The organism is Corynebacterium sp. CNJ-954, assembly GCF_001942345.1.
Taxonomy (GTDB): Bacteria; Actinomycetota; Actinomycetes; order Mycobacteriales; family Mycobacteriaceae; genus Corynebacterium.
The window spans coordinates 14,722-35,237 of sequence record NZ_MKKI01000012.1; the positions used below are offsets into that span (position 1 = coordinate 14,722).

16 protein-coding genes and 4 pseudogenes are annotated in these 20,516 nt (G+C 61.6%); 10 read left to right on the plus strand and 10 right to left on the minus strand.

Going from position 1 to position 20,516, the window contains the following annotated elements:
* Positions 1 to 10: 10 nt before the first annotated feature.
* Positions 11 to 1,240, minus strand: a complete 1,230-nt coding sequence (locus BJF89_RS06760; RefSeq protein WP_075813466.1) for a sugar MFS transporter — start codon at positions 1,238 to 1,240, stop codon at positions 11 to 13.
* 104 nt (positions 1,241 to 1,344) lie between these two features.
* On the opposite strand from BJF89_RS06760, the gene BJF89_RS06765 reads away from it, so the two are divergent.
* A complete protein-coding gene (locus BJF89_RS06765; RefSeq protein ID WP_075813468.1) occupies positions 1,345 to 2,097 on the plus strand; it encodes a FadR/GntR family transcriptional regulator in 753 nt (250 codons plus the stop codon).
* A gap of 171 nt (positions 2,098 to 2,268) precedes the next feature.
* Here BJF89_RS06765 and BJF89_RS06770 read toward each other — a convergent pair whose 3' ends face one another.
* Together BJF89_RS06770 and BJF89_RS06775 are read right to left on the minus strand one after the other, a co-directional pair.
* Positions 2,269 to 3,513, minus strand: a complete 1,245-nt coding sequence (locus BJF89_RS06770) for a Dyp-type peroxidase (RefSeq protein WP_083650542.1) — start codon at positions 3,511 to 3,513, stop codon at positions 2,269 to 2,271.
* Positions 3,500 to 4,135, minus strand: a complete 636-nt coding sequence (locus BJF89_RS06775; RefSeq protein ID WP_075813470.1) for a copper chaperone PCu(A)C — start codon at positions 4,133 to 4,135, stop codon at positions 3,500 to 3,502. The genes BJF89_RS06770 and BJF89_RS06775 overlap by 14 nt, the downstream gene beginning before the upstream one ends.
* A 448-nt stretch (positions 4,136 to 4,583) precedes the next feature.
* Between BJF89_RS06775 and BJF89_RS06780 the strand changes: the two genes are divergently transcribed.
* Complete coding sequence (locus BJF89_RS06780; RefSeq protein WP_075813493.1) at positions 4,584 to 6,065, plus strand: PepSY domain-containing protein; 1,482 nt, start codon at positions 4,584 to 4,586, stop codon at positions 6,063 to 6,065.
* A 40-nt stretch (positions 6,066 to 6,105) separates the two neighbouring features.
* Here the strand turns inward: BJF89_RS06780 and BJF89_RS06785 are convergent.
* Positions 6,106 to 6,483 (minus strand): annotated as a pseudogene (locus BJF89_RS06785) (recombinase family protein); the annotation flags it as partial.
* 9 nt (positions 6,484 to 6,492) lie between these two features.
* Between BJF89_RS06785 and BJF89_RS06790 the strand changes: the two are divergent.
* The 3 genes from BJF89_RS06790 to BJF89_RS06800 all read left to right on the plus strand — a co-directional run bounded on the left by BJF89_RS06790 (position 6,493) and on the right by BJF89_RS06800 (position 7,956).
* Positions 6,493 to 6,849, plus strand: coding sequence for a transposase (locus tag BJF89_RS06790; RefSeq protein ID WP_255372518.1), 357 nt, complete (start codon positions 6,493 to 6,495; stop codon positions 6,847 to 6,849).
* A 187-nt stretch (positions 6,850 to 7,036) separates the two neighbouring features.
* Positions 7,037 to 7,741, plus strand: a complete 705-nt coding sequence (locus BJF89_RS06795) for a DUF2975 domain-containing protein (protein ID WP_222843808.1) — start codon at positions 7,037 to 7,039, stop codon at positions 7,739 to 7,741.
* Entirely contained in the window at positions 7,741 to 7,956 is a 216-nt protein-coding gene (locus BJF89_RS06800) for a helix-turn-helix transcriptional regulator (protein ID WP_075813474.1), read from the plus strand. Before BJF89_RS06795 ends, BJF89_RS06800 begins: the two co-directional genes overlap by 1 nt.
* A gap of 195 nt (positions 7,957 to 8,151) precedes the next feature.
* Here BJF89_RS06800 and BJF89_RS06805 read toward each other — a convergent pair.
* A protein-coding gene (locus BJF89_RS06805) for an IS3 family transposase (protein ID WP_187344683.1) occupies positions 8,152 to 9,317 on the minus strand; the annotation gives its coding sequence in 2 pieces (ribosomal slippage) (positions 8,152 to 9,030 and positions 9,033 to 9,317; 1,164 coding nt in all).
* 460 nt (positions 9,318 to 9,777) lie between these two features.
* Here BJF89_RS06805 and BJF89_RS19960 point away from each other — a divergent pair.
* Positions 9,778 to 10,689 carry a CoA transferase gene (locus BJF89_RS19960; protein WP_222843809.1) on the plus strand — a complete coding sequence of 304 codons (912 nt, stop codon included), beginning with the start codon at positions 9,778 to 9,780 and terminating at the stop codon, positions 10,687 to 10,689.
* A gap of 366 nt (positions 10,690 to 11,055) precedes the next feature.
* Here BJF89_RS19960 and BJF89_RS06820 read toward each other — a convergent pair whose 3' ends face one another.
* Genes BJF89_RS06820 through BJF89_RS06835 form a run of 4 tightly spaced genes read right to left on the minus strand, consistent with a single transcriptional unit; the run spans position 11,056 to position 14,525 of the window.
* Entirely contained in the window at positions 11,056 to 11,727 is a 672-nt protein-coding gene (locus BJF89_RS06820) for an HAD family phosphatase (protein ID WP_075813480.1), read from the minus strand.
* A complete protein-coding gene (locus BJF89_RS06825; protein ID WP_083650544.1) occupies positions 11,724 to 12,263 on the minus strand; it encodes a CinA family protein in 540 nt (179 codons plus the stop codon). The genes BJF89_RS06820 and BJF89_RS06825 overlap by 4 nt, the downstream gene beginning before the upstream one ends.
* A complete protein-coding gene (locus tag BJF89_RS06830) occupies positions 12,260 to 13,054 on the minus strand; it encodes an orotidine 5'-phosphate decarboxylase / HUMPS family protein (protein WP_075813482.1) in 795 nt (264 codons plus the stop codon). The genes BJF89_RS06825 and BJF89_RS06830 overlap by 4 nt, the downstream gene beginning before the upstream one ends.
* On the minus strand, positions 13,041 to 14,525 hold the full coding sequence (locus BJF89_RS06835; RefSeq protein ID WP_075813483.1) for a nicotinate phosphoribosyltransferase: 1,485 nt from the start codon (positions 14,523 to 14,525) through the stop codon (positions 13,041 to 13,043). Before BJF89_RS06835 ends, BJF89_RS06830 begins: the two co-directional genes overlap by 14 nt.
* A gap of 737 nt (positions 14,526 to 15,262) precedes the next feature.
* Here BJF89_RS06835 and BJF89_RS06840 point away from each other — a divergent pair.
* Both BJF89_RS06840 and BJF89_RS06845 read left to right on the plus strand, forming a co-directional pair.
* Positions 15,263 to 15,564 (plus strand): annotated as a pseudogene (locus BJF89_RS06840) (transposase); the annotation flags it as partial.
* Positions 15,565 to 15,604: 40 nt separating this feature from the next.
* Positions 15,605 to 15,766: pseudogene (locus tag BJF89_RS06845) on the plus strand (CGNR zinc finger domain-containing protein); the annotation flags it as partial.
* Positions 15,767 to 15,779: 13 nt separating this feature from the next.
* On the opposite strand, the gene BJF89_RS06850 reads toward BJF89_RS06845, so the two are convergent.
* Positions 15,780 to 16,373, minus strand: a complete 594-nt coding sequence (locus tag BJF89_RS06850; protein WP_075813501.1) for a TetR/AcrR family transcriptional regulator — start codon at positions 16,371 to 16,373, stop codon at positions 15,780 to 15,782.
* 90 nt (positions 16,374 to 16,463) lie between these two features.
* On the opposite strand from BJF89_RS06850, the gene BJF89_RS06855 reads away from it, so the two are divergent.
* Positions 16,464 to 17,201 carry an SDR family oxidoreductase gene (locus BJF89_RS06855; protein ID WP_075813485.1) on the plus strand — a complete coding sequence of 246 codons (738 nt, stop codon included), beginning with the start codon at positions 16,464 to 16,466 and terminating at the stop codon, positions 17,199 to 17,201.
* Between the two features lie 3,002 nt (positions 17,202 to 20,203).
* Positions 20,204 to 20,516, plus strand: a pseudogene (locus BJF89_RS19095) (hypothetical protein); the annotation flags it as partial.

Genomic DNA, 20,516 nt, shown 5'->3' on the forward strand with positions numbered 1-20,516 from the left:
GAGCCCTCGCTCAACGGTTAGCGGCGACCTCCGCGCGGGCGTCGACCGGCTGCGCCGACGCGGCGATCCTGCGGGCGCGGGCGAGGAGAGCGACCAGCGCGGCGCTGGAGGCCAGCACGAGCACGGCGATGGTCAGCAGCACGAGCGGGGCTGACTGACTGCCCTGGTTCTCGATGATCCAGCCCACGAGGCTGGGGGCGAAGGCCATACCGAGCATGGAACCGGCGATGACGTAGGCGAAGCTGTTGCCCCGGCCGTACCCGCTATGGGTCAACCACGCCATCCCGGTGGGGAAGATCGGTCCGAGGAAGAGGCCCGCGACCACGTACGCCCAGGGAGCTGCTGCGGGCAGGAGCGTGGCCGCGACGGCGACCGCGAGGCCCAGCGAGCTGACCGTGACCAGCGTGCCCGCGGCGATGCGGTGGGCCAGGGCGGCCGTCGCGAAGCGGCCGAGGACCATCGCGGCCCAGAACCCGGTGACGAACAGGGTCGCGGTCTGGGCCGCGAGGCCGGACTGCTCCTGCAGAACGGTTGGGGACCAGTTACCGATCCCGGCCTGGACCGCGAAGTGCGTCAGATACAGGGCGAAGAAAGCCGCGATGACGATCACGAACAGGGCAGGCCTGCGCAGCGGCGCAGTGTCGTTCGGGTGCGCAGCGGCGGTGGTGACCTCGGCCGGAGTGGGACGCGGCTCGAGCCTGGTCGCACTGAGAAGCGCGAGGACCATGAGGGCGGCGGCACCGGCGAAGATCCACGCGTAGTTCTCCGGCCCGACGAGGTAGACCAGGCCCGGACCCGCGACGGTGCCGATGCCGAACCAAGCGTGAGCGATGTTTGCCCGGCCCGGCCCCTTCGCGCCGGACCCCACGAGGATCAGCTGCGTGATCATCGAGTCCACGCCGCCGAACCCGAGGCCGGCGGCTGCGGTGCCCGCGAGCAGCAGCGGCCAGGTCGGCGCGATGGCGATGATCAGGCTGCCGGCGGCGATGAGCGTCATCGCGACTATGATTGTCCAGCGATTGCCGCGTGCGCGAAGGAACGGTTGAGCGATGAGAACGCCGATGACCGCGGCGAAGGACTGTGTACCCAATGCCGCGCCGACGGTTGTCGCGCTCAGTTCGAACCGCCCTTGAAGGACTGTGACGATGGGCCCGTAGACGGACATAAGCAGGCCGATGACCAGCATCGCTGCGTAACAGCCCGCAAGGCTCCATCCGCGGAAGATCGTGATGGGACGCATGTAAACCTCCAAAGAACATAAGAGCATCTCTATCGCTTCGATGCTAGGATAAAGAGTATCCCTATGGCAACTCGTGTGACGAAGAACTCCGGGAGGCAACCACGATGAGCAAATCACAGAGGGCCCCGAGCCCGCCGCGGAGGTCCGCGCTGGTCCAGCAGGTCATCGAGAACCTTCAGTACGCTATCGGCACCGGGCGGTGGCCGGTGGGCTCGAAGCTGCCATTGGAGGCGGAGCTGTTGGAGGAGTACGAGGTCAGCCGCGTCACGCTGCGTCAGGCCGTGCAGGCGCTCGTGCACGTCGGGATGCTGGAGACGATCCAGGGCAGCGGCACATTCGTGCGCGCCTCCCACGAGCTTGACGCCGTGCTGGCGCGCTTCCTCGCCGGCGAGGAGCTGCGCCACCTGCTGGAAGCACGGCTCGCTATCGAGGCCCAGGCCGCCGAACTCGCCGCGGCCCACGTCACGTCCGAGGAGATCGATGAGCTCGCCGACGTGCTCGCGCAATCGCGTGCGGCGGCGGCCAGCGGGGACATCGACGCCCTGGCCCCCTTATCGGCCCGCTTTCACCGAGGTGTGGTCCTCGCCGCGCACAATCCCGTGCTAGCCCAGCTCTACAGCCCTCTGGCCGATGACACCGAGCACACTATCCGGGAAGCGACCTCGCCTCGCCCGATGGCGTCGTTCGTCGATGAGCACGCCACGATCCTCGAGGCGATCTCCCGCGGGGACGGAGAGGTGGCTTTCGCTGCGGCGCGGTCCCACCTTACCGGAGTCCTGCATGAGCAGGTAGAACACTCACCGCACCCGAGGATAGACCCGTCCATCGTCACCGTTGACACCTCAGAGCAGGAGTGATGAGCCCATTATCTCGCAAATTCCGGAATCGATTCCAACTGTCAGTTTCGGAAGAGTTCTGCACAGTTGTCAGAACCCGTCTGCGATCCCAAAGACAACACGTTGGGGCGAGCTTTCACGGGGCCGCATCCGACGAGTATCCAGAAGTAGAAATCAGCGATAGGCCCGCACCTACCTCAGCAGTTCCTCACCCCAGTAACTGTCCTCGGACGTCCCACCCGGGACGTGGAATACCGCGGAGCCGACGTGGGTGATCCACTCATTCAACCGGTCGCCCTCGGCGAGACGTCGCTGCACGGGGATGAAGGACGTGCCCGGGTCGCGTTGGAAGCAGGTGAAGATCAAGCCGGTGTCGGCGAGGTCGATCAGGTCGGCGTCCTGCAGGCCGGCTGGTCCGGCGGTGACGGGGAGGTCGTAGTTGTAGGCACGACGCAGCATACGTTCAGCATCGCCGTTGCGCGAGGTCGCCAGAGCCACATGGGAGTGGGCGTCGACGAGGGGAAGACCGTCGGCGCCGATCTTGTTCACGTCAACATCGGTGAACTCGTCGCCCCCGCTCAGCGGCGCTCCTTCCACGATGGTGCGACCCATTGCCACCTCACGCGTGCCGCGGTCGACAGATTCCCATTCGGGCATGTCGAAGGCGATGCGCCGGACGATCATGCAGGTTCCGCCGTCGTCGTTCCAGACTTGTGAGTTGAACTCCTTCTCCGCGCGCGGGTTGATGCTGCCGTCCTTGAAGCCGAAGAGGTTCCGCGGGGTGCCGTCCTGTACGTCCAGGAATCCGGTCTGGCTCCAGGACGGCCGGGCGTAGTCGGCGCCACCACGGACGAGGACGCGCAGCGCGTGGGAGACCGTGGTGCGGTCGTCGCCGCAGATCTGCAGGACGATGTCGCGGTCGCCCCAGGTGTCGTCGAGCCGTTCGCCGCTGAAGTGGGGCAGCGGCTTCAGCCAGGAGGGAGCCTTGTCGGCGATCCCGGCGACGGTGTAGAGGCCCAGGCCGAAACCACAGGTCACCGTGAGTTTACCGGGGTTCGAGGCGAGCTCCGGCTCCAGGTCAGCCAGCACGGGCATGCCGGCGCAGAGACGTCGGGCATCCCCGGTCCAGATGCGGAGCAGACGTTGGACGGACCTGCGGTCCACGCCGTCACGCAGTGAGAAGGCGACGGTGGTGTTGTGCGCCTGGGGTGGGGTGGCGATACCGGCCTGATGGTCACCGTCGAAGGGGACGGTGGCCGCCTCCGGTTCCGCGGCGGCACCGTCCCGCCCGTCGGAGCAGGATGTCGTCACCGCGGCGGTGCTGAGGACACCGAGAGCGCCGAGTCCGCCGAGGAAACCGCGGCGGGTCAGGCCCCGCGACACTGGTCGACTGCGGTGAGACCGAGCATGCTGGCCTGGTTGGTTAGTGTCCGGCATGTTCCGAATCATCTGAGCCGTGCATCTGGTCCATCTCGCCCATATCGTTCATACCGTCCATGCCTTCAGTACCGTAGTCCTCGTGGGCGGACTGTTGCACACGCACCGGGATGTCTGCCAGTTCGTAGTCGTTGCCGTCCTCGTCGGTCAGCGTGAGGGTGAGGGTATCACCGGCGGCAATCTCGTCGTGGTTCTCCATGATCATGATGTGGTGACCGCCCGGACTCATCGACACACTACCGTTGGCCGGGACCACCAGACCATCAGCTGTTTCGCGCATAACGCCGTCGACCACCTCGTGGTACTGGTACATCGCTGGGAGATCACCGGTGACGCGGGTGAGGTGGATGTCCTCGTCGGTGGAGTTGGTCAGCTCGCCGAACACGGCGGTCATGGAGGTCTCGGCGTCTTTGGCGCCGACGTAGCCTTCGCCGAGGCTCAGTGCTCCCGTCGAGTTCTCCGCGTCGTCGGCGCTCGTGCTGCCTTCCTGCTCAGCGGAAGCGCTGGTGGTGGTATCAGCACCGGTGTCGTCACTGTCGTTGTCGCTACTGCACGCAACAAGTCCGACTGCGAGTGCCGCAGCGACAGCAGTCGCACTGGTCCGACGAAACAGGGTGTTCATATGGGCTATCCCTTAGAGGTAGGCGCGGTGATCGGGGCGGAGGAAAAGAGACCGTGAGGAGGGGCAGACGACATGCGCAGGCAACGTACCGTGGTGGTACGCACCTTGGCGGAACCAGGTACATGTCTGACACCATGCCAGCGTCGCTGACTGTCGTGTCCCGCTCTAGTAGTCGTGCAACCGGTGAGCAAAGTTCCCAGTCACCGGTGTGCACACCCCTGAAAAGGTGAGCACGTCGCCGACGGGGGTAGAGCGTTGCCTCTTAGTCGGTGGCCCGGTCTATGGGCCGGGAATGCAGGCGCATAGCCGGTTGCTATCTGGCTGATTACGTGTTCGGGCGTCGCGGGTGCTAAAAGGGCTCACGGTGCAGCTTGTTTCGGGGGTAATCGGTGGTGATGGGAAGCTGTTGGCCTGGAACCGTTCGGCAGTGTGGTCCGACTACTGGGGTATGACGACCTCCACGGATGCTCCACCACCACCCACGCTCGACCAATCCCCCCGGGTCGACTCGCCGGATCGCCGGCAAACTCGTCGGCTGATCCACCGGCTGCACTTCTTCGCCGGCATCGTGTGTGCCCCACTGATCCTGATCGCAGCGATTACTGGACTGCTCTACGCGTTCTCTCCGACAGTGGAGCAGGTCACCAACAACGATATTCTGACTGTCTCTGACTCCGAGGCCCGCGCGGCCGGCAATGAGGTGCCGGTCAGCCAGTTGGTGGACACCGCGCAAGCCGAGCACCCCGATCTCTCATTGGCCGGGGTACGCCTGGGTAATGCCGATGAAACCACCCGGGTATTGTTCAGCGACCCGGATCTTCCGGAGTCGACCCTGCAAGCAGTGTTCCTGGACCCCTACACCGGTGAAGTCAAGGGCGATACGACCCAGTACGGTAGCTCCGCATCGTTGCCGTTGCGCCAGTGGATCTCCCAGGGCCACCGCATGGCGTGGTTGGGTGAGCCGGGACGGTTGTACTCGGAGATGGCGGCCAGTTGGCTGGGGGTGTTGGCCGTCGGTGGGCTGGCGTTGCTGTGGTCTCGTCAACGAGGGTCATCGAAGATCCGGGGGATGCTGCGCACCGGTGGTACTGGGCGGGTGAAAACGATGCGTCGCCACGGGGCGACCGGCACGATCATCGCCGCCGGCTTGATCTTCCTCACTGTAACTGGTCTGACCTGGTCCTCTGTGGCAGGAGACAATATCGGTAAAGTTCGGGAAAGCCTCAATTGGGGTACCCCCGCGGTGTCCGCGGAGCTGCCCGGGGCCAGTGTGCAAGACACCTCTGCCAGTGACGGGGCCGGGGCACATGCCGGGCATGAAGGCCACGGTGATCACGCTATGCCGGCCGGTGGGGTGCGGGTCAGTGGTCTGAATTCCGGGGCGATTGACCGGGTGGCAGCGACCGCTGAGGATGAACTGCGAACCCCGGTGACGATTACTCCGCCGAGTGCCGAGGGGCAGGTGTGGACTGCCTCGGAGAACCGGGTGGCCTACCGGTTGTCGAATGATTCTGTGGCGATTGACTGGGCCACCGGTGATGTCATCGATCGGTCGAACTTCGCTGATTGGCCGCTGGCGGCTAAGGCTACGGCGTGGTTGATTCAGCTGCACATGGGCACTCTGTTCGGTCTTCCCAATCAGATCGTTCTTGGTTTGTTGGCCGCAGGGATTATCGCGATGATCTGTTGGGGTTATGCAATGTGGTGGAAGCGGCGCCCCGCCGGCATGCTTGCCGGGCCGCCGCGTCGGGCGCAGTGGTCGCGTCCGACAACGGGCACGATCATCCTGGTGGCGTTGTTGGTGGCCTACGGGTTCTTGGCCCCGGTGTTTGGCGTGAGTTGTCTTGTGTTTGTTGCTGGTAGTGCACTGTGGTCTCTTGTTCAGCGCCGACGGGTCACTCAATCAGCCGAATTACAGAACCAGAAATGATTCACTACCGGGGGACCTTGCAAGCTAACTACCGTGCGGACTAGCTTCGTCGATTCAGGAGCTTGCGTCCATCTTCGCGCAGTTCTCCCGTCGGTGACACATGCCGGTACAACGTCTGTCGAGTGATCCCCAGCTCGGCGCACAGGTCACTGACCTTCGTCCCTGGTTGTCCCATCGAAGCCATGGCCAAACGCAGCTTCGCCGGCGTCATCTTAAGCGGTCGCCCACCGTGACGTCCTCGAGCTCGGGCTGCTTGCAATCCGGCGATGGTGCGCTCAGAGATTAGTTCGCGCTCGAATTCTGCCAGGGCGGCGAAGATGCCGAACACCAGTTTGCCTTGCGCTGTGGTGGCGTCCACCGCCGCGCCCTGCCCGGTGAGTACTTTCAGCCCTACGCCCCGCTTGGTGAGATCATCGACGATATCCGGGTGCCGCGGGTCGGTGGTGGCAGGCCACGCACCACCCCGGATGCGGTGCTGGCCGATAGGGCCTACCCGACCAAGGCCACCCGGGAGTATCTACGGGCCCGGGGGATCACGGCGGTCATCCCCGAGAAGTCAGATCAGGTCACCGCCCGGAAGAAGAAAGGTTCGGGCGGCGGTCGGCCACCGGGGTTCGACGCTGAGGCCTACACGGGCCGCAATGTTGTCGAGCGGGCGTTCAACAAGGTCAAGCAGTGGCGCGGGCTGGCGACCCGGTACGACAAGTTGGCTGTGGTGTACCGGGCTGCGGCGGTGTTGTCCGCGGTGGTTGCCTGGCTCGCACCTTTAAGAGACACGGCCTAGGGCGTGTCTGACAAATGATTCAGCGGCGCGCTGGAAGTCTTGAGCGGTGTCGCGGTTTGAGATTTTGTCGGATGCTCAGTGGTCGCTGATCGAGGAGATGCTGCCGCGTCCGACGGGGTGCAAGCGTCGTGTTTCCTAAGGCGGCAGACCCGTCGGCTTGGACACTGTCGACTATCGGAACCGAAACGTGATCGAACGCAACTACTGGACCATCAAGCAGTGGCGCGGGCTCGGGACCCGCTACGACAAGCACACGGTTGTCTACCGCGCCGCCGTCATCCTCAACGCCGTGCCCGCCTGGTCTCGAGTCTTCGCCGAACACGTCAGCCCAAGCAAGACGAACTGGACTAACACCGATCTATTGACTTTCGATAGGTCATCTATCGATAATCGATGCATGGATATCGATCTTCCCCACCCGTCACTCGGCCTCGTCATCGCCACCCAGGCGTTCCTGGGCGTCCTGTCCCTCGCCGGCCTCGCCGCGGTCGCGCTACTCCCAGGCTTCTCGGCGGACGTCGCGACGAGCCTTCCCGAATACGCCGACCTTCGCGCCCCGCTCCTCGCAGTAACCATCGCGTTCACGACCCTCGGTCTTGTCGCACTCGCCATGGTCGCGCTGCTCGTACACCGTATCTACACCGGCACGATGCTGACCCGCCCTTCCCTACTCTGGGTCGATGTCATCGTGACCGTGCTCGCATGCGCGGTTCTTCTCGACATCGTGGGATTCATTGCGATCAGCAACGCGCAGGCGGGCAGCCCCTTCATCGCCCTCGTTCAGACCATGACCTGCCTGACCCTCGTCGCTCTCGCTTGCATCACGCTCGTGCTTCGATCGCTGCTGCGGAACGCTATCGTGATGCGCAGCGAGCTGGACGAAGTCGTCTGATGGCCATCCGCATCACCATCGACCACATCCTGACGCAACGCGGCATGAGCGTCGGCGAATTCGCCGACAGGATCGGCATCACCCCCGCGAACGTCGCAGTGCTGAAGAACGGCCGCGCGAAGGCCGTCCGGTTCTCAACCCTCGATGCGATCTGCCGAGTCCTCCAATGCCAACCCGGCGACATCCTCCACTACGAGGACCGAGAAGACCTCTGAAGTGCAGGCCATCAATTTCTCAGACACGCCCTAGGTCGGGTCTATTGCCAACAGTCCGCCGTATTCGTCGCCAAGGCAGCATCAGCCGCGCCAGTGAGCGAAGTGGGGCGGACAGGGTTAATCACTACTGTGGGTTGAAGCTGAAACAGTCCGGCGAATCGGGGTCTGCTGTACGAACAGGTGACAGTTACGGTGTCATGCCGCTGACGCGGCTGTGCTGATGATGGTCTCGTATTCAATGGGTGTCAATCGGCCGAGACGGGCTTGCCGGCGTCGGCGGTGGTAGGTCCGTTCGATCCAGGTGACAATTGCTATCCGCAGTTGCTCGCGGGTGCCCCAGCGTTGACGGTCGAGGACATTGCGTTGCAGGAGGGCGAAGAATGATCCCATCGCCGCGTTGTCGCCAGCTGCACCTGCTCTGCCCATGGACCCGGCCAGTCCGTGTCGGTTCAACGCGGACACGAACTTCCGTGATCGGAATTGTGATCCTCTGTCCGAGTGGACGATACAACCCGCGACGTCTCCTACTCGACGATCGACCGCGTTGTTCAGGGCATTTACGGCCAGACGCGACTGCATGCGGGAGTCGATGCTGTATCCGACGATCCTCCCCGAGCAGGCGTCTTTGATCGCGCAGAGGTAAAGCTTGCCCTCGTCGGTCCAGTGCTCGGTGATGTCGGTGAGCCATAGCTGATCGGGTACCCCGGCGGTGAAGTCGCGTTCGACCAGGTCCTCGTGCACCGGCGGGCCCGGCTTCTTGCCGTGTCGGCCGTGCTTCTTGCCGAAGCTCGACCACCACTGGTTGACCGAGCAGATCCGCCACGCCGTCCGGTCGCTCATCGGCTCACCGGCAGCTTCGGCTTCATCGGCGAGGAACCGGTACCCGAATTCCGGGTCATCACGATGCGCGTCGAACAGGGCATTCGCCCGTTGCGCTTCGATCCTGTCTGCCACAGTGACCGCGTTGTTTAGCCACCGGTAGTACGGCTGGCGGGAGAGCTTGAGTACCCGGCACGACACAGCCACGGGGATCCCGTCGGCGGCGAGCTCCTTCACGAGCGGGTAGAGCCTTTTGACGGCAGGTTCGCCTGCGACAGATACGCCGCCGCCCGTCGCAAGACCTCGTTCTCCTGTTCCAGGAGCCGGATCCGCTTGCGCGCTTCACGCAACTCGGTGTTCTCCGTGCGGGACTGGTCGGGCTTGTTGCCGTCGTCGATGTCGGCGCGGCGCAACCACTTCTGCAACGTCATCGGGTGAACCCCGAAGTCCTTCGCGATCTGCTCGATCGTCACACCGCTGTCTCGGTCTCGGGCGACCCGGACCACATCGTCTCGGAACTCTTTCGGATAGGGCTTGGGCACGATGGCCATCCTTCCAGACCCGCCCTGTCGGGCAAGCTAGATCAGATGTCACCTAAACGTGCAGCAGACCCGTTTTTCATGTCACTGACTTTGCGGCCGCTTCCATAGCAGCCGCAGGGCTGGCCGTGGCTGACCTGGTTGACTCGTGTGGAGTAACCGCCGCACCCAAGCGGCTAGTGACAGTTGATCGTCGGCTGGCATCAATGTGGTTTGCATCAAGCTTGCGTCCCCAAGGCTGGCAACCTGCGCCGCTGTGGGACCCCGTCTCCGGAGATACCCGTGTGTCGATGGCTGGATCCGACTCCACACCAATGCCCTAGCCCATCGCAAGGCCGCAATCGATGTCCTCGGGGTTGAAGCGAACAAACAGGCCATTGCTGCCGCCGTGGCCACCTGGGCGAAAGAAGAGTTGGAGAACTGTATCGTGCAGGCTGGGGGTTGTGCCGCTGTGATGCGTACGATGGAAGAATGGCAGGCCAGTGAGCAGGGGAAAGCCGTTGCCGGCGAGCCGCTCATCGCTTGGCGAACTGGGCACGAGAGTGCGAAGTCTTTCACCCCGCCCCAGGGCGCGCAGCGCCCCTTGGCGGGGCTGAGGGTCCTGGATCTCACTCGCGTTTTAGCAGGGCCAGTCGCAACCCGGTTCCTGGCTCAACTAGGAGCTGAAGTTCTGCGTATCGATCCTCCCTGGTGGGATGAGCCTGGGCTAACACCCGAGGTCATGCTCGGTAAACGATCCGCCACGCTGGACCTGACAGACGCAGATCAGCGCAGACTGCTTCTGAAGCTCATCGCTGATGCCGATGTCGTTGTACATGGTTACCGCCCTGGTGCCCTTGACCGGCTCGGCCTCGACGCCGCAACTCGACAGCAGGTTCGGCCCAGGCTAATCGATGTTAGTCTCGACGCCTATGGTTGGACCGGATCATGGCGAGGAAGACGTGGATTCGACAGCATAGTTCAGATGAGCACGGGCATCGCTCATGCTGGGATGCATGGCTTGGCTCGGGACAAGCCCGCCCCGCTGCCGGTGCAGGCGCTCGACCACGGCACCGGCTATTTAATGGCATACGCTGTTATCAACGCTCTTGCTAATCAGCAAGACACCGGCTGCGGAGCTATTGCACATCTCTCCCTCGCGCGCACAGCCCACCTGTTGACTAGTTACGGTGTCGTAGACCCAGTAGACCCAGTAGACCCAGTAGACCCAGAAGATTCGCTGAGTCCCGAAACAGAGTCCGACATCGAAGCAGCGATCGAGCATACTGGATGGGGCCCAGCACACCGACTCTATCCGCCTGTGGCTATCGAGGGTGTAAAATTGAGCGCTGAGCGTGGCGGGCGACCGCTGGGAACCGACACCCCCTGTTGGTGAATAAACGACATCGTCGGCCGATCAGACAAAATTACATCATCGCTGACGTATATTTGGAGTCATTCTATTTGCGACATCCACAATGGGCAATAAGAAGAAACTATTTGCAATAGCATCGTTAGATCCCAGTCGATGGGGTCCTAGAATCTGATGTCGGCCTGCAGAACGTTACAGGGCGTGGAGGTGATGCGCACGCAACGTGCTGGGCAGGTCCCGGCCTCCTCCTTCAGATGCGCGAAGTCGGATGCGGTGGTTATGGAGAAAGCTCTCGCCGACGTACGACCTGCGCAGTAGGAGGGTCGGTACGGCAGACACCGATATGTCTGTCGTCTTGCGCTATCACCAGTCTGCCACAGCACCGTCTAGTTAACGCCGCATAGCTGGGCAGTCGCTGTTGGTAGCAAGAGCTCGTCCTAGTGCGAGCACCCGGGTCAAATCGCGACCCCGGTAGGACGTCGTGGCGAGCGCTTCCACCACGGGACTGGCATTTACAGCGACGCTGGGAACGCCGGATTCGAATAGCGGGATGTCTGTGTATGAGTCGCCGTAGGCGACGATCTTGATATCGTCGTCTACGGGTAAGATCTCGCGGAGTTTATGGAGTAGTGATTGGGCGATTCTGACTTTGTCCTCTCCCTCAAGCACCCCGTCTGGGTCGAACTGTCTGTCGAGCGGATTCTCGCTGGCGTAGACATAGTGAGCCCCGCGTTCCCGAAGGCCATCGACAAAGAATCGCGGCGACATGGAAATCACGGCAGAGATATCACCCCGTTCATCGATATCCGCGAAAACCTCGGCCAATCCGTTCATCCACGGAGCTGAAGTGAAGACGTCATGAATGGCTTCTGGGGTGAGTCGACCCTGCCACAATCGGTGGGTTCGCCGATGAAACTCGCGGTTCGAGAGTTTGCCAGCGGCAGACGCTCGTTCGAGATCATGCACTTCATCGACTACCTCAAGGTGTTCGGCTAAAAGCAGTGATGCGCTGGTCCCGCGCAGTAGCGTGCCATCCATATCGAAAATGTGGAGAAGCGTCACCGGGGTCTGCGCTCCTTGTCTGAACCTGCCTTACTGACTAGGTCAGCGAGATCGTCGAGTGCCTGCGCAACAGCGAGCCTCCGGACCGTATCGCGGTCACCAGTGAAGACGTGGCGCTGCACCGAGGTATGGTGTGGACGCTGAAACCGGGCGATGAACACGGTACCGACGGGATTATCGCGGCTGCCGCCTCCCGGGCCAGCATAGCCGGTGATGGCAACGCCGATAACAGCATCCGAATGATCCACCAATTGACGTGAGTAGGCTTCGGTTACCGGGGCACTGACAGCGCCATTCTCGGCCCAGAGGGATTCTTCAATGCCTAATCCACGTGCCTTTGCCTCGGTGTGGTAGAATATAAAACCCCTGTCGAAGACAGCGGAAGCACCGGGAGCGGCGGTGACTGCCGCCGCGAGACTACCACCGGTTACTGTCTCGACGGTGGCAATAGTGGTTCCGCTGTTGCGTGCCGCTGCAACAACATCTTGGGCTCTTTCAGCGATCAGGTCAGTCAGCGTTGTTTTAAGTTCGCTCATCGCTGCCCTCCGTGTACTGACGGTATTACCGGTGGTTCATCCGGACGATTTCCCAGCGCTGCGGCTAGTGAGGTGACGAGTGTTGAAGCTGCTTGCGCGGGATCATCGGCGGTGATCACCGCTCGACCGACGATGGGGAAGATGCCATCGACCGAAGCCGCGACTGACGCGAGCTGACGGAATTCGTCATCCTGTCCGCGAACCCCAGGGACATAGAGTGTGGGTTGCGATCCGGCGGCTGCGGCTACGGACACAACGCGTTCGACGTCGGGCCCCAGTGGGACGACCAATGATGACTGCCCTTTTTTTATCGCGATGGCCGCGATGTTTTCTAAGATGGCATCATCAATCCAGCCACCGCTGGATACTGTGTAATCGGCGACAGGTAGACGGCCGCCGACCAGCGGGGTCACACCGTAGTAGGTAAGCCCGCTGATGAAGGCATCCACGATCGTGGGGCCACCCACTGGAAAGACGATCGCTGAGTTCACCCCGTGGCGTGCCAGGATCTCGCCGAACTTCGGCGCATTGCTTGGTACATCGAGTCCCGCTTTCTGATGGTCGTATATGAGCGGGAGGTCGGTGAGATCGCGGAGCAATTCGAGTAGAGCGCCGAGCCCCATCTCCAGTGCAAGTTCCGGACCGATCTTATATCCGGTTACTCCAGGAATACCGGAGGTTGCCGTGACTAGGGCGTGAAGGCGGTCGATGGTCGTGACGTCGAGGGCGATGACGATTCCCTGCCGTATTTGCGACGCATCGTCAGTTGTTACGGGGTTACGATGCGACACGTTCGGTCGCCTCCTGTGCGGTGTGGCTCAGGCCCCCAAGAGCGTTTTCTATGACTGGTTCGTAGAGACTGCGAGCCACGGGGCGTTCGCTCCGTTCGATGAGATCAGCGAAGTTATCGTTGAACAGGAGGTGGCCGTTCTCGAAGACGGTGCGCAGCAGGTTCACTTCGTCTCCCAGTTCGTCCTCGCGGATGGTGGTGATCATGCCGTCATGTTCAACGAGGGCGAGCCGTCCACGCTTGGAGCGCTTGGTGGTGTCGGTGGCGGGTTCCTTATAGACATCGGTCCATTCGCCGTTAATCTTGGCAGCGCTTGCCTTCTGCGCGAAAGCGAAGGTGTCGCGGTTGATGTACTGCAAAAGCCCTCCGCCCATGCCGAGTACGACATTGTCGGCGGCGATGCTACGGTGTTCTAGCTCGCGGTAGATCTCTTTCAATGATTCCAGGGTAAGGCCGTCGCCCTGAGCGGTGCGTATGTAGTCAGGGAGGACCTTATATCCCTTGGAGTTCACGGTGTAACCGAACTCCTCGAATAGGCCTTCCACTGTGTTGGAGATGACTTGGGCTGGGTCCCCGGAATCCGGGCGTACGTAGACGGTGCTCCCAGAGTCGATGATTTGTTGCTTGAGCTGGCCTCCGAAGATGGTGTGAACAGCCTTGTCCAGGTCATAGGAGTCCGAGACTGCAACGATCTGTGGCCAGCCCTGGTACTGCTCGATGAGGTTGGAGTGTGCGTCCGCCTCGTGCTCTCTTCCCCATGCGGTCACGGTTGTGTGTTCTGAATTTGGTTGGGAGATCGCCGGGTTGGTGGCGCCGTAGTACAGTGTCGCCGCCAGTGAACCGGAGATGGTGTTTGTCTGCCGGAAATTGATCAGGTGGGCCAGCCCTCCGAGTGCTGCTGACTCCTGGGAGCTGACTCCCCGGGCACCGTAGTCTTGGAGTACGTCCCGGAGGATTTCTGGGTGGTCTGAAGTCTTCTCTAACGCCTGACGGATCAACTGCTTGGCGTACCAGCTAATGGTTGCGACTGAGGTGGGGTACCAGATCGACCGCAGTAGGGCGGTTTCGAAGAAGCTGGTCACCCATGGGTACTTTGGATCGGTATTGACCACCTGGACAAGGACGTTCTTGTTCGGGAGGACTGTTCCTTCCGGGACGGCCTGGATCTTTACCGGCAGGTACCCGCCGTGGTCGTTGACGATACCTAGCCACCCCTGGCGGTTGAATGGGATCCCGTGTTCGCGGGTAATGACCTCGGCCTCATCGATGTCGTCGATAGTGATGGGGTGAAGGAGGTGTTTTTTAATGAATGCCTGTAGGCCGACGAAAAGCTGTGAGGGATATGTGCCGCCGCGGGATTCGATGTAGCTCGAGACGTACTCGGTCTGCGGTGGGTACAGGTTCCAGTGAGAGTGCTTGTAGGTGTCGGTGTTGAGGATGAGGTTGTCGAAGTTCGACAGGATCCGAGACATGAGTTGCTCCGTATCGTGAAGATGCGCGCGCCGCTGGCTGAACGCAAGGCTCAGGGCTGGCGAACGTAGTGGACTGGCGTGGGTGACGGGGCTCGGTGCCAGATGCAGCAATGGGACACCGGTGGTGTTTTCACACAGCGGCCGTCTCGCGAGGTGCGTGGTTTACCGGCCGTTGTCTCTATTGGTGGCGGCGGCCGGCTGTTGTCAACAGTTTTGTCAATGGTTGATCGCCAGGGCAGCATGCGGGTTTAACCTGCAGCTGCAACCACTTCTGTTCTTCCACATGCCCGGTGACGATAGTCGTGGAGTTGAGGTGAGGTCGATGGTTCTTCTCACTTCGAATAGCGCTGTGGAAATAACAGACAGATCGGTCTATGCGAGCTGCTTGGATGTGCATTGACGCTGTTGCAAATTGGGCTGTGTATGCGCAGGGTTGTGAACTTTTCCCGTCCCGTATCCTCGGGGCAGGTCACTGGCCTTGGTATGGCTGATTCGCCCTGTTGTTCTACGCAATGGCCCGGGAGTGGGTGGCGCCGCCGAGGTATCAGGACACGAGTCGACTGCTAATAGGGACGCGGCTTGCCAGCGCCGGCAAGTGAAGTCTCAACGTAGACGTGGGTGCCCGCACCATGTGTCTGACCACCAGTGCTCTTCCACCACAACCACATACCGACCTCCCATCCAAGGAGGGAACGTCATCGAAGACACCACCTACGACCCCTCACCTCGGATTAGATGTGGACAAGACCGCCCATCACGGTCGCCACTGACCGCCGTTGGCAGCGGGCTCTACGACAAGGCCTTGTCCCGTGATGAAGCCAGTCTGCGCACCGTCTTCGACGAACTCAAGGACCACGGCAGTGTGCTGCTGATCGTGGACCAGCCGAATACTGTCGGCGCCCTGCCGATTGCCGTCGCACGGACCTGCGACTGCGCGGTCGCCTACCTGCCTGGCCTGGCGATGCGAAATGCCGCTGACCTGTACCCCGGACAGGCGAAAACGGATCCCCGGGACGCGTTCATCATTGCCAAAACCGCGCCTATTGTCCGAGCTTGGTGAACTTGTCGTCGAAGCACGTCCGGGCAGGCTCAAGGCGTGTGCGAACGATGAATGCAATCTGTTCCTCCTCGATCGCACCAGGCCTGGGACGGCGAAGTGGTGTTCGATGGCGACCTGCGGAAATCGAATGAAAGCTCGCATTAACGCCTCTCGCCGGCGAAGCGGCACGTCGCACTCGTGAAGCAGTGGGGTCGTTACTGTGCTCCGCGCAGGGCGTAGGTGACGAGTCGATCGACGTTGAGCTCATCGAGGGGGACTTTGAGGATGAGCAGGCGGTGGTAGCAGGCGCCCCAGAGCTGGTCGACCATGATGTCGAGGTCGGCGTCAGCGTGCAGTTCGCCGTCGCGCTGAGCGGAGTGCAGGCGTTGTCGGGCGAGCTCGCGCCTGGGGTGGGAATAGGTGTCCGTCCACGCTCGGGCAAGGACAGGGTCTATCTGGGCGGTTCCGATGAGTTCGGTCAACGGCTTGCCCGTACTTGGGTGAGAGGCAAGGCGAACAAAGGCGGTCAGTTGCGCAACCAGGTCCGCATGCAGGTTCCCGGTGTCGGGGAACTCGAGGTCAAGTTCACTGGTAGTGAAGAAGGCTTCTGCCGCTAGTGCTCCGGGTGAGGGCCACCACTTATACAGGGTCGTCTTGCTCGCGCCAGCGGCCTTCGCGACGCGTTCGAAGGTGACAGCAGACATCCCCTCGGCGAGCAGTAGTCTGCTTGCCGCGGTGAGTACCCCGTCGCGCACCTCGGCTGCGGGCCGACGTCCGCGACCTCGTGGTGCATCCTCTGGCTGACTCATCCCTGACTCCCTTTTTATGAACGGATCGTTCACTAGAGTGGTATGCTCATTTATGAACAACGTGTCCATATTATAGTCGGAGGAGTACTCATGAACAGCACCGCAGACCGTGTTGCCATCGTCACTGGTGGCTCCGGAGGCATCGGTAAGGTCAGTGCTGAGCGTCTTGCCGCCGATGGTCTCGCCGTCGTCGTCCACTACGCGGGCAACAAAGAGCGCGCCGATGAAACGGTCGCAGGTATCGTGTCGGCGGGCGGTCGGGCAATCGCGGTCGGCGGAGACGTCGCCGACGAGACCGACATGGCCACGCTCTTCGATGCGGCCGAGCGCGAGTTCGGCGGAGTCGATGTCCTTGTGCACACCGCGGGGATCATGCCGTTGTCGCCGATTGCTGAGTTGGATCTCGAGGTATTTGACCGAGTGCAGCGCACGAACGTGCGTGGCACGTTCGTCGTTGATCAGTTGGCAGCGCAGCGGATGCGTGACGGGGGTGCGATCGTGAACTTCTCCACCTCGGTGACGCGCTTGCAGATTCCCGGCTACGGCGCTTACGCTGCGTCAAAGGGTGCGGTGGAGGCCATCACATTGATCCTTGCTCGAGAGCTAAGGGGACGCGACGTCACTGTCAATGCCGTCTCGCCTGGCCCGACGGCAACCCCTCTGTTCTTCGAGGGCAAGAGCCAGGAACAGATCGATGGAATCGCGGGCATGAACCCGATGGGTCGCCTGGGCACACCTGCGGATATGGCTGAGGTCGTGTCCTTCCTCGCCGGTCCCGCCCGGTGGGTCAACGGCCAGACCCTCTATATCAACGGCGGCGCATCCTGACCACCGTGACATCAACACGCTCCAGGCTCACCGGGTCAGCCGCGCCGCACTGCTGCGTCTACGGGTACAGCGTGCGGGAATCCTGATGTACGTAGGCAGCGCGATAGTCGTGGCGACACCACCGTTCCTAGGCTCCCATGGGGGTCGACGGTCGTCTCCGACGCTCTTGTCGTCGCCAGCTCTCATTCGGGCGTCGCAGTTCGGTATCGGAACGTTTATCACCATACCCGGCTCCCTCATGCAGGGAACAAATTGCTCTCCAGGTGTAAGCCGGCCAGCGATGAGCAGGTCGCGACTGCGTATCCGTATACCGTTGGGGGCCGTGCTCCGCGCGAACAGGCCACACGTACTGCTCTTTGTCCAGGCGGAACTGCCGAACGGCAGAGTATGGCCGATGAGATCGCCATAACCCTTATGCTCTCGGTGGCTGTTGTGGCGGTGCCCCACGCGGATTGATTCTGATGAGAAAGAGAGGCGGGAGTGAACGCCGGGCACGACACCTCAGCCAGCATCCCCGTCCACGGTCAGGTCGTTGGTGTTCCTCAAGCTTGTAGCACTGCTTTTAGATGCTGTTCGAACTGGTCCACCGTGCAAACGTGCCCAAAAGCACCCGCTGTGTGAACCGCGAGCGCATTTGTTCTTTGATTATTACTTGTTGGAAATATACCGTGGTTGGTGTCATCGTCGGGCTGCGGTAACGCTCCCCGGGCGGCGACGGTGGAGAGATAGCGGGCATCTTGAGGGGTGTGGGCCGCTATGATCGGCCTCCGATTGGAGAGTCGGGGGCCGATCCCATCACTACGCCGGGGGAGACGCTAGGCGCTAAGCGCCAGCGCTCCACTATAGTTACTTCCGGTCGTTGTGTTTCCGCCTAAAAGGGTGGGACGTTCCGGCGGTGAAATCCCCGCTGGGCGCACGTTCCGCGGCCATGAGGGGTAGTTGGTGTTGCATGGTAACGAGATGGTCTCTAGCCCCCATGTGGCTATCGCGCAGCGGGAACCTGATGTGCCTACTTCACACTCTTGAGGAGAACATCATGATCGAAGCCATTCAGACCATCATCACCACCATTTTCGAGGCGATCGTCTCCGTCTTCAATGCCATCATCGGCTCCCTCCAGGGGCCGCAGGCCTAAGATGTCGCGATAGCGCCTCTGGCCCCCGCGCTTGGGCGCGGGGGCGTTTTGCGTTTGAGGCACATTGGGGATGTCATCCGGTGATGTACACGCTGGGACGCTGCACCATGTGTATGTTCTTGAGCCAACGCCACGCATTCGCCTTGTGGCTGGGGTGGTTCTCGCCTGCATCCATGTGCCCCATCCCAGGGGGTAGTGTTGTTGAAGGTAGCAAATCGTCTCGCGCCGTCGGTACACTCGTGGTGCGAACCCCGCTTTTCCTCAGTCTTTCACCTTCAACCGAAAGGTAGATCATCATGATCGAAACCATCCAGGGCATCATCACCACCGTTTCCGAGGCTCTCGTTTCCGTCTTCGATTCCATCGTCGGTTCCATCAACGCCGGTGGCGCTGAGGGCGGCGCTGAGCAGGGCTAGTCCCACTGTCGCTCAAGTGACACTGTCCCCCGCGTGTCAGCGCGGGGGACTTTTCATGTCTGCCGGCACCTTAGGCAGGCAAAGGCGGATATTAGACACAACACCCCTAAGGGTGGTTTTTCAACGAAATTTCGTTGGACTGCGATAGTGTGGTGGCTGCACGAGTGGAGTGATGACCCTCGTGCGCCATCATATGGATGGTCGTCTTTTTTGAGAGTGTCGTGCACCCTGGGCATCATCGCCGCTCAGGGTGTACGTCTTCGCTCGGAGGGTAGGTGTTCGTGCTGTTAGAGGACGATCCCGGTACGTTTGCGGGGGTACTGGTTTTGCGGTGTAACGAAGGTGGCCTGCTCTTCGGTAATGTTCATGACACGGCAGGAACTAGCTTGCCGTGCATCCTTCACACTCCCGAGGAGATCATCATGATCGACACCATTCAGTCCATCATCGACACCGTTGCCACCGCTCTGGTCTCTGTATTCCAGGCGATCGTTGACTACATCAATGGACCGGCCGCAGAGTAATCTGCCGCAGGTATGCAGGTCCCCGCACTTCGGTGCGGGGTTTTGCATTTGGCTGCAGTGCTGAATGGTCTCGGATATTGTCCTTAGTGACGGGTCGCTCGGTAGGAGCTCGTCGCAGGGTTGAGCTGCGTTTGGTACAGGATGTTGCTCCCCGCTAACCCCTGTCACTGCTGCCCTGCATGGCGGGGGTTAGTCGTGTGCAGGGCAGGGTGTTGACCGGCGAGGCGGGTGTGCGTGGAGTAGCATCATCGGCGCGGGATCCAACGTCAGTCCCGCTTGGGTTGTGAGGCTGTTCATGGCTGAGCTGCGCTTCTCCCCACGAGCCCCCGTCGTTGTGCTTTCGGTCGGGGGCTCCGTATGTTTTTGTTCTGATACTATCGGTTCCGGCGGTCTTGATGGGTGTCAGTGCCGCCGCTGAGCCTCCATCATCTTCGGGTGGTGGAGGTTTCTGCATTCTCAGGTGCGGCTGCTTAATGAGCTGTAGTGTTCGTTACGGCGGAGATTGGTCTCACCGCCACACGGTGAGCGGCGTCCATCGTCTCGCTAGCTCATCGCCGGGCCCCTCGCCGCTCCTGTTCTGGGTGGCGAGGGGTTCCCCGTCAACTGGGTCACTCGGAAAAGTGCTAGCCTGCCGCACCGGTCGAGTGACGGTGTGATTCATCGGCTCACGGCGCTCGGTGTGTATCCCAGCAAGGCTTTGGGTCATAAAGTGCCAATAGCAGTATGCCCGGCGCATCAGTTCCAAGGTGGAGTTGCTCGCGACTGCGTATTAGCGACAGTAGCCATCACAGTCATCCGTACCCGGGCCAACCCCGCTTAGCAAGGGTAAGATTATTGGTTGATCTCCTGCAGGAGCGGGTGCTTGTGGGCTAGTGTTCTAGCCGACACATGAACCGCATGTGGCTGTGCAGAAAGTAGGTAAGCGCTATGACGCGCATCCATAGGACAGTGAAATGGGCCGCGGCAAGCATCACCGCGGTCATGGTGGGGGCTTCCATGATGGGCATCGCGACCGCCGCTTCCACACACGCCGGTGACCAAATCAACATTCAGGTGTCCAACGGAGTGACGGCGAAGTGCTCTCTGGCCTATGTTGCGGGAAGCCCCGGAAGCCTCTACGGCGTATCGGCTGGTCATTGTGTAGACCCCGATACGCTCGGCGGGCAGCCTACTAGAATAACCACAGGTTCAGGATCGGTGCTGTGGACGCCGCAGAATGGACCGATCCAGTACAAGTCCG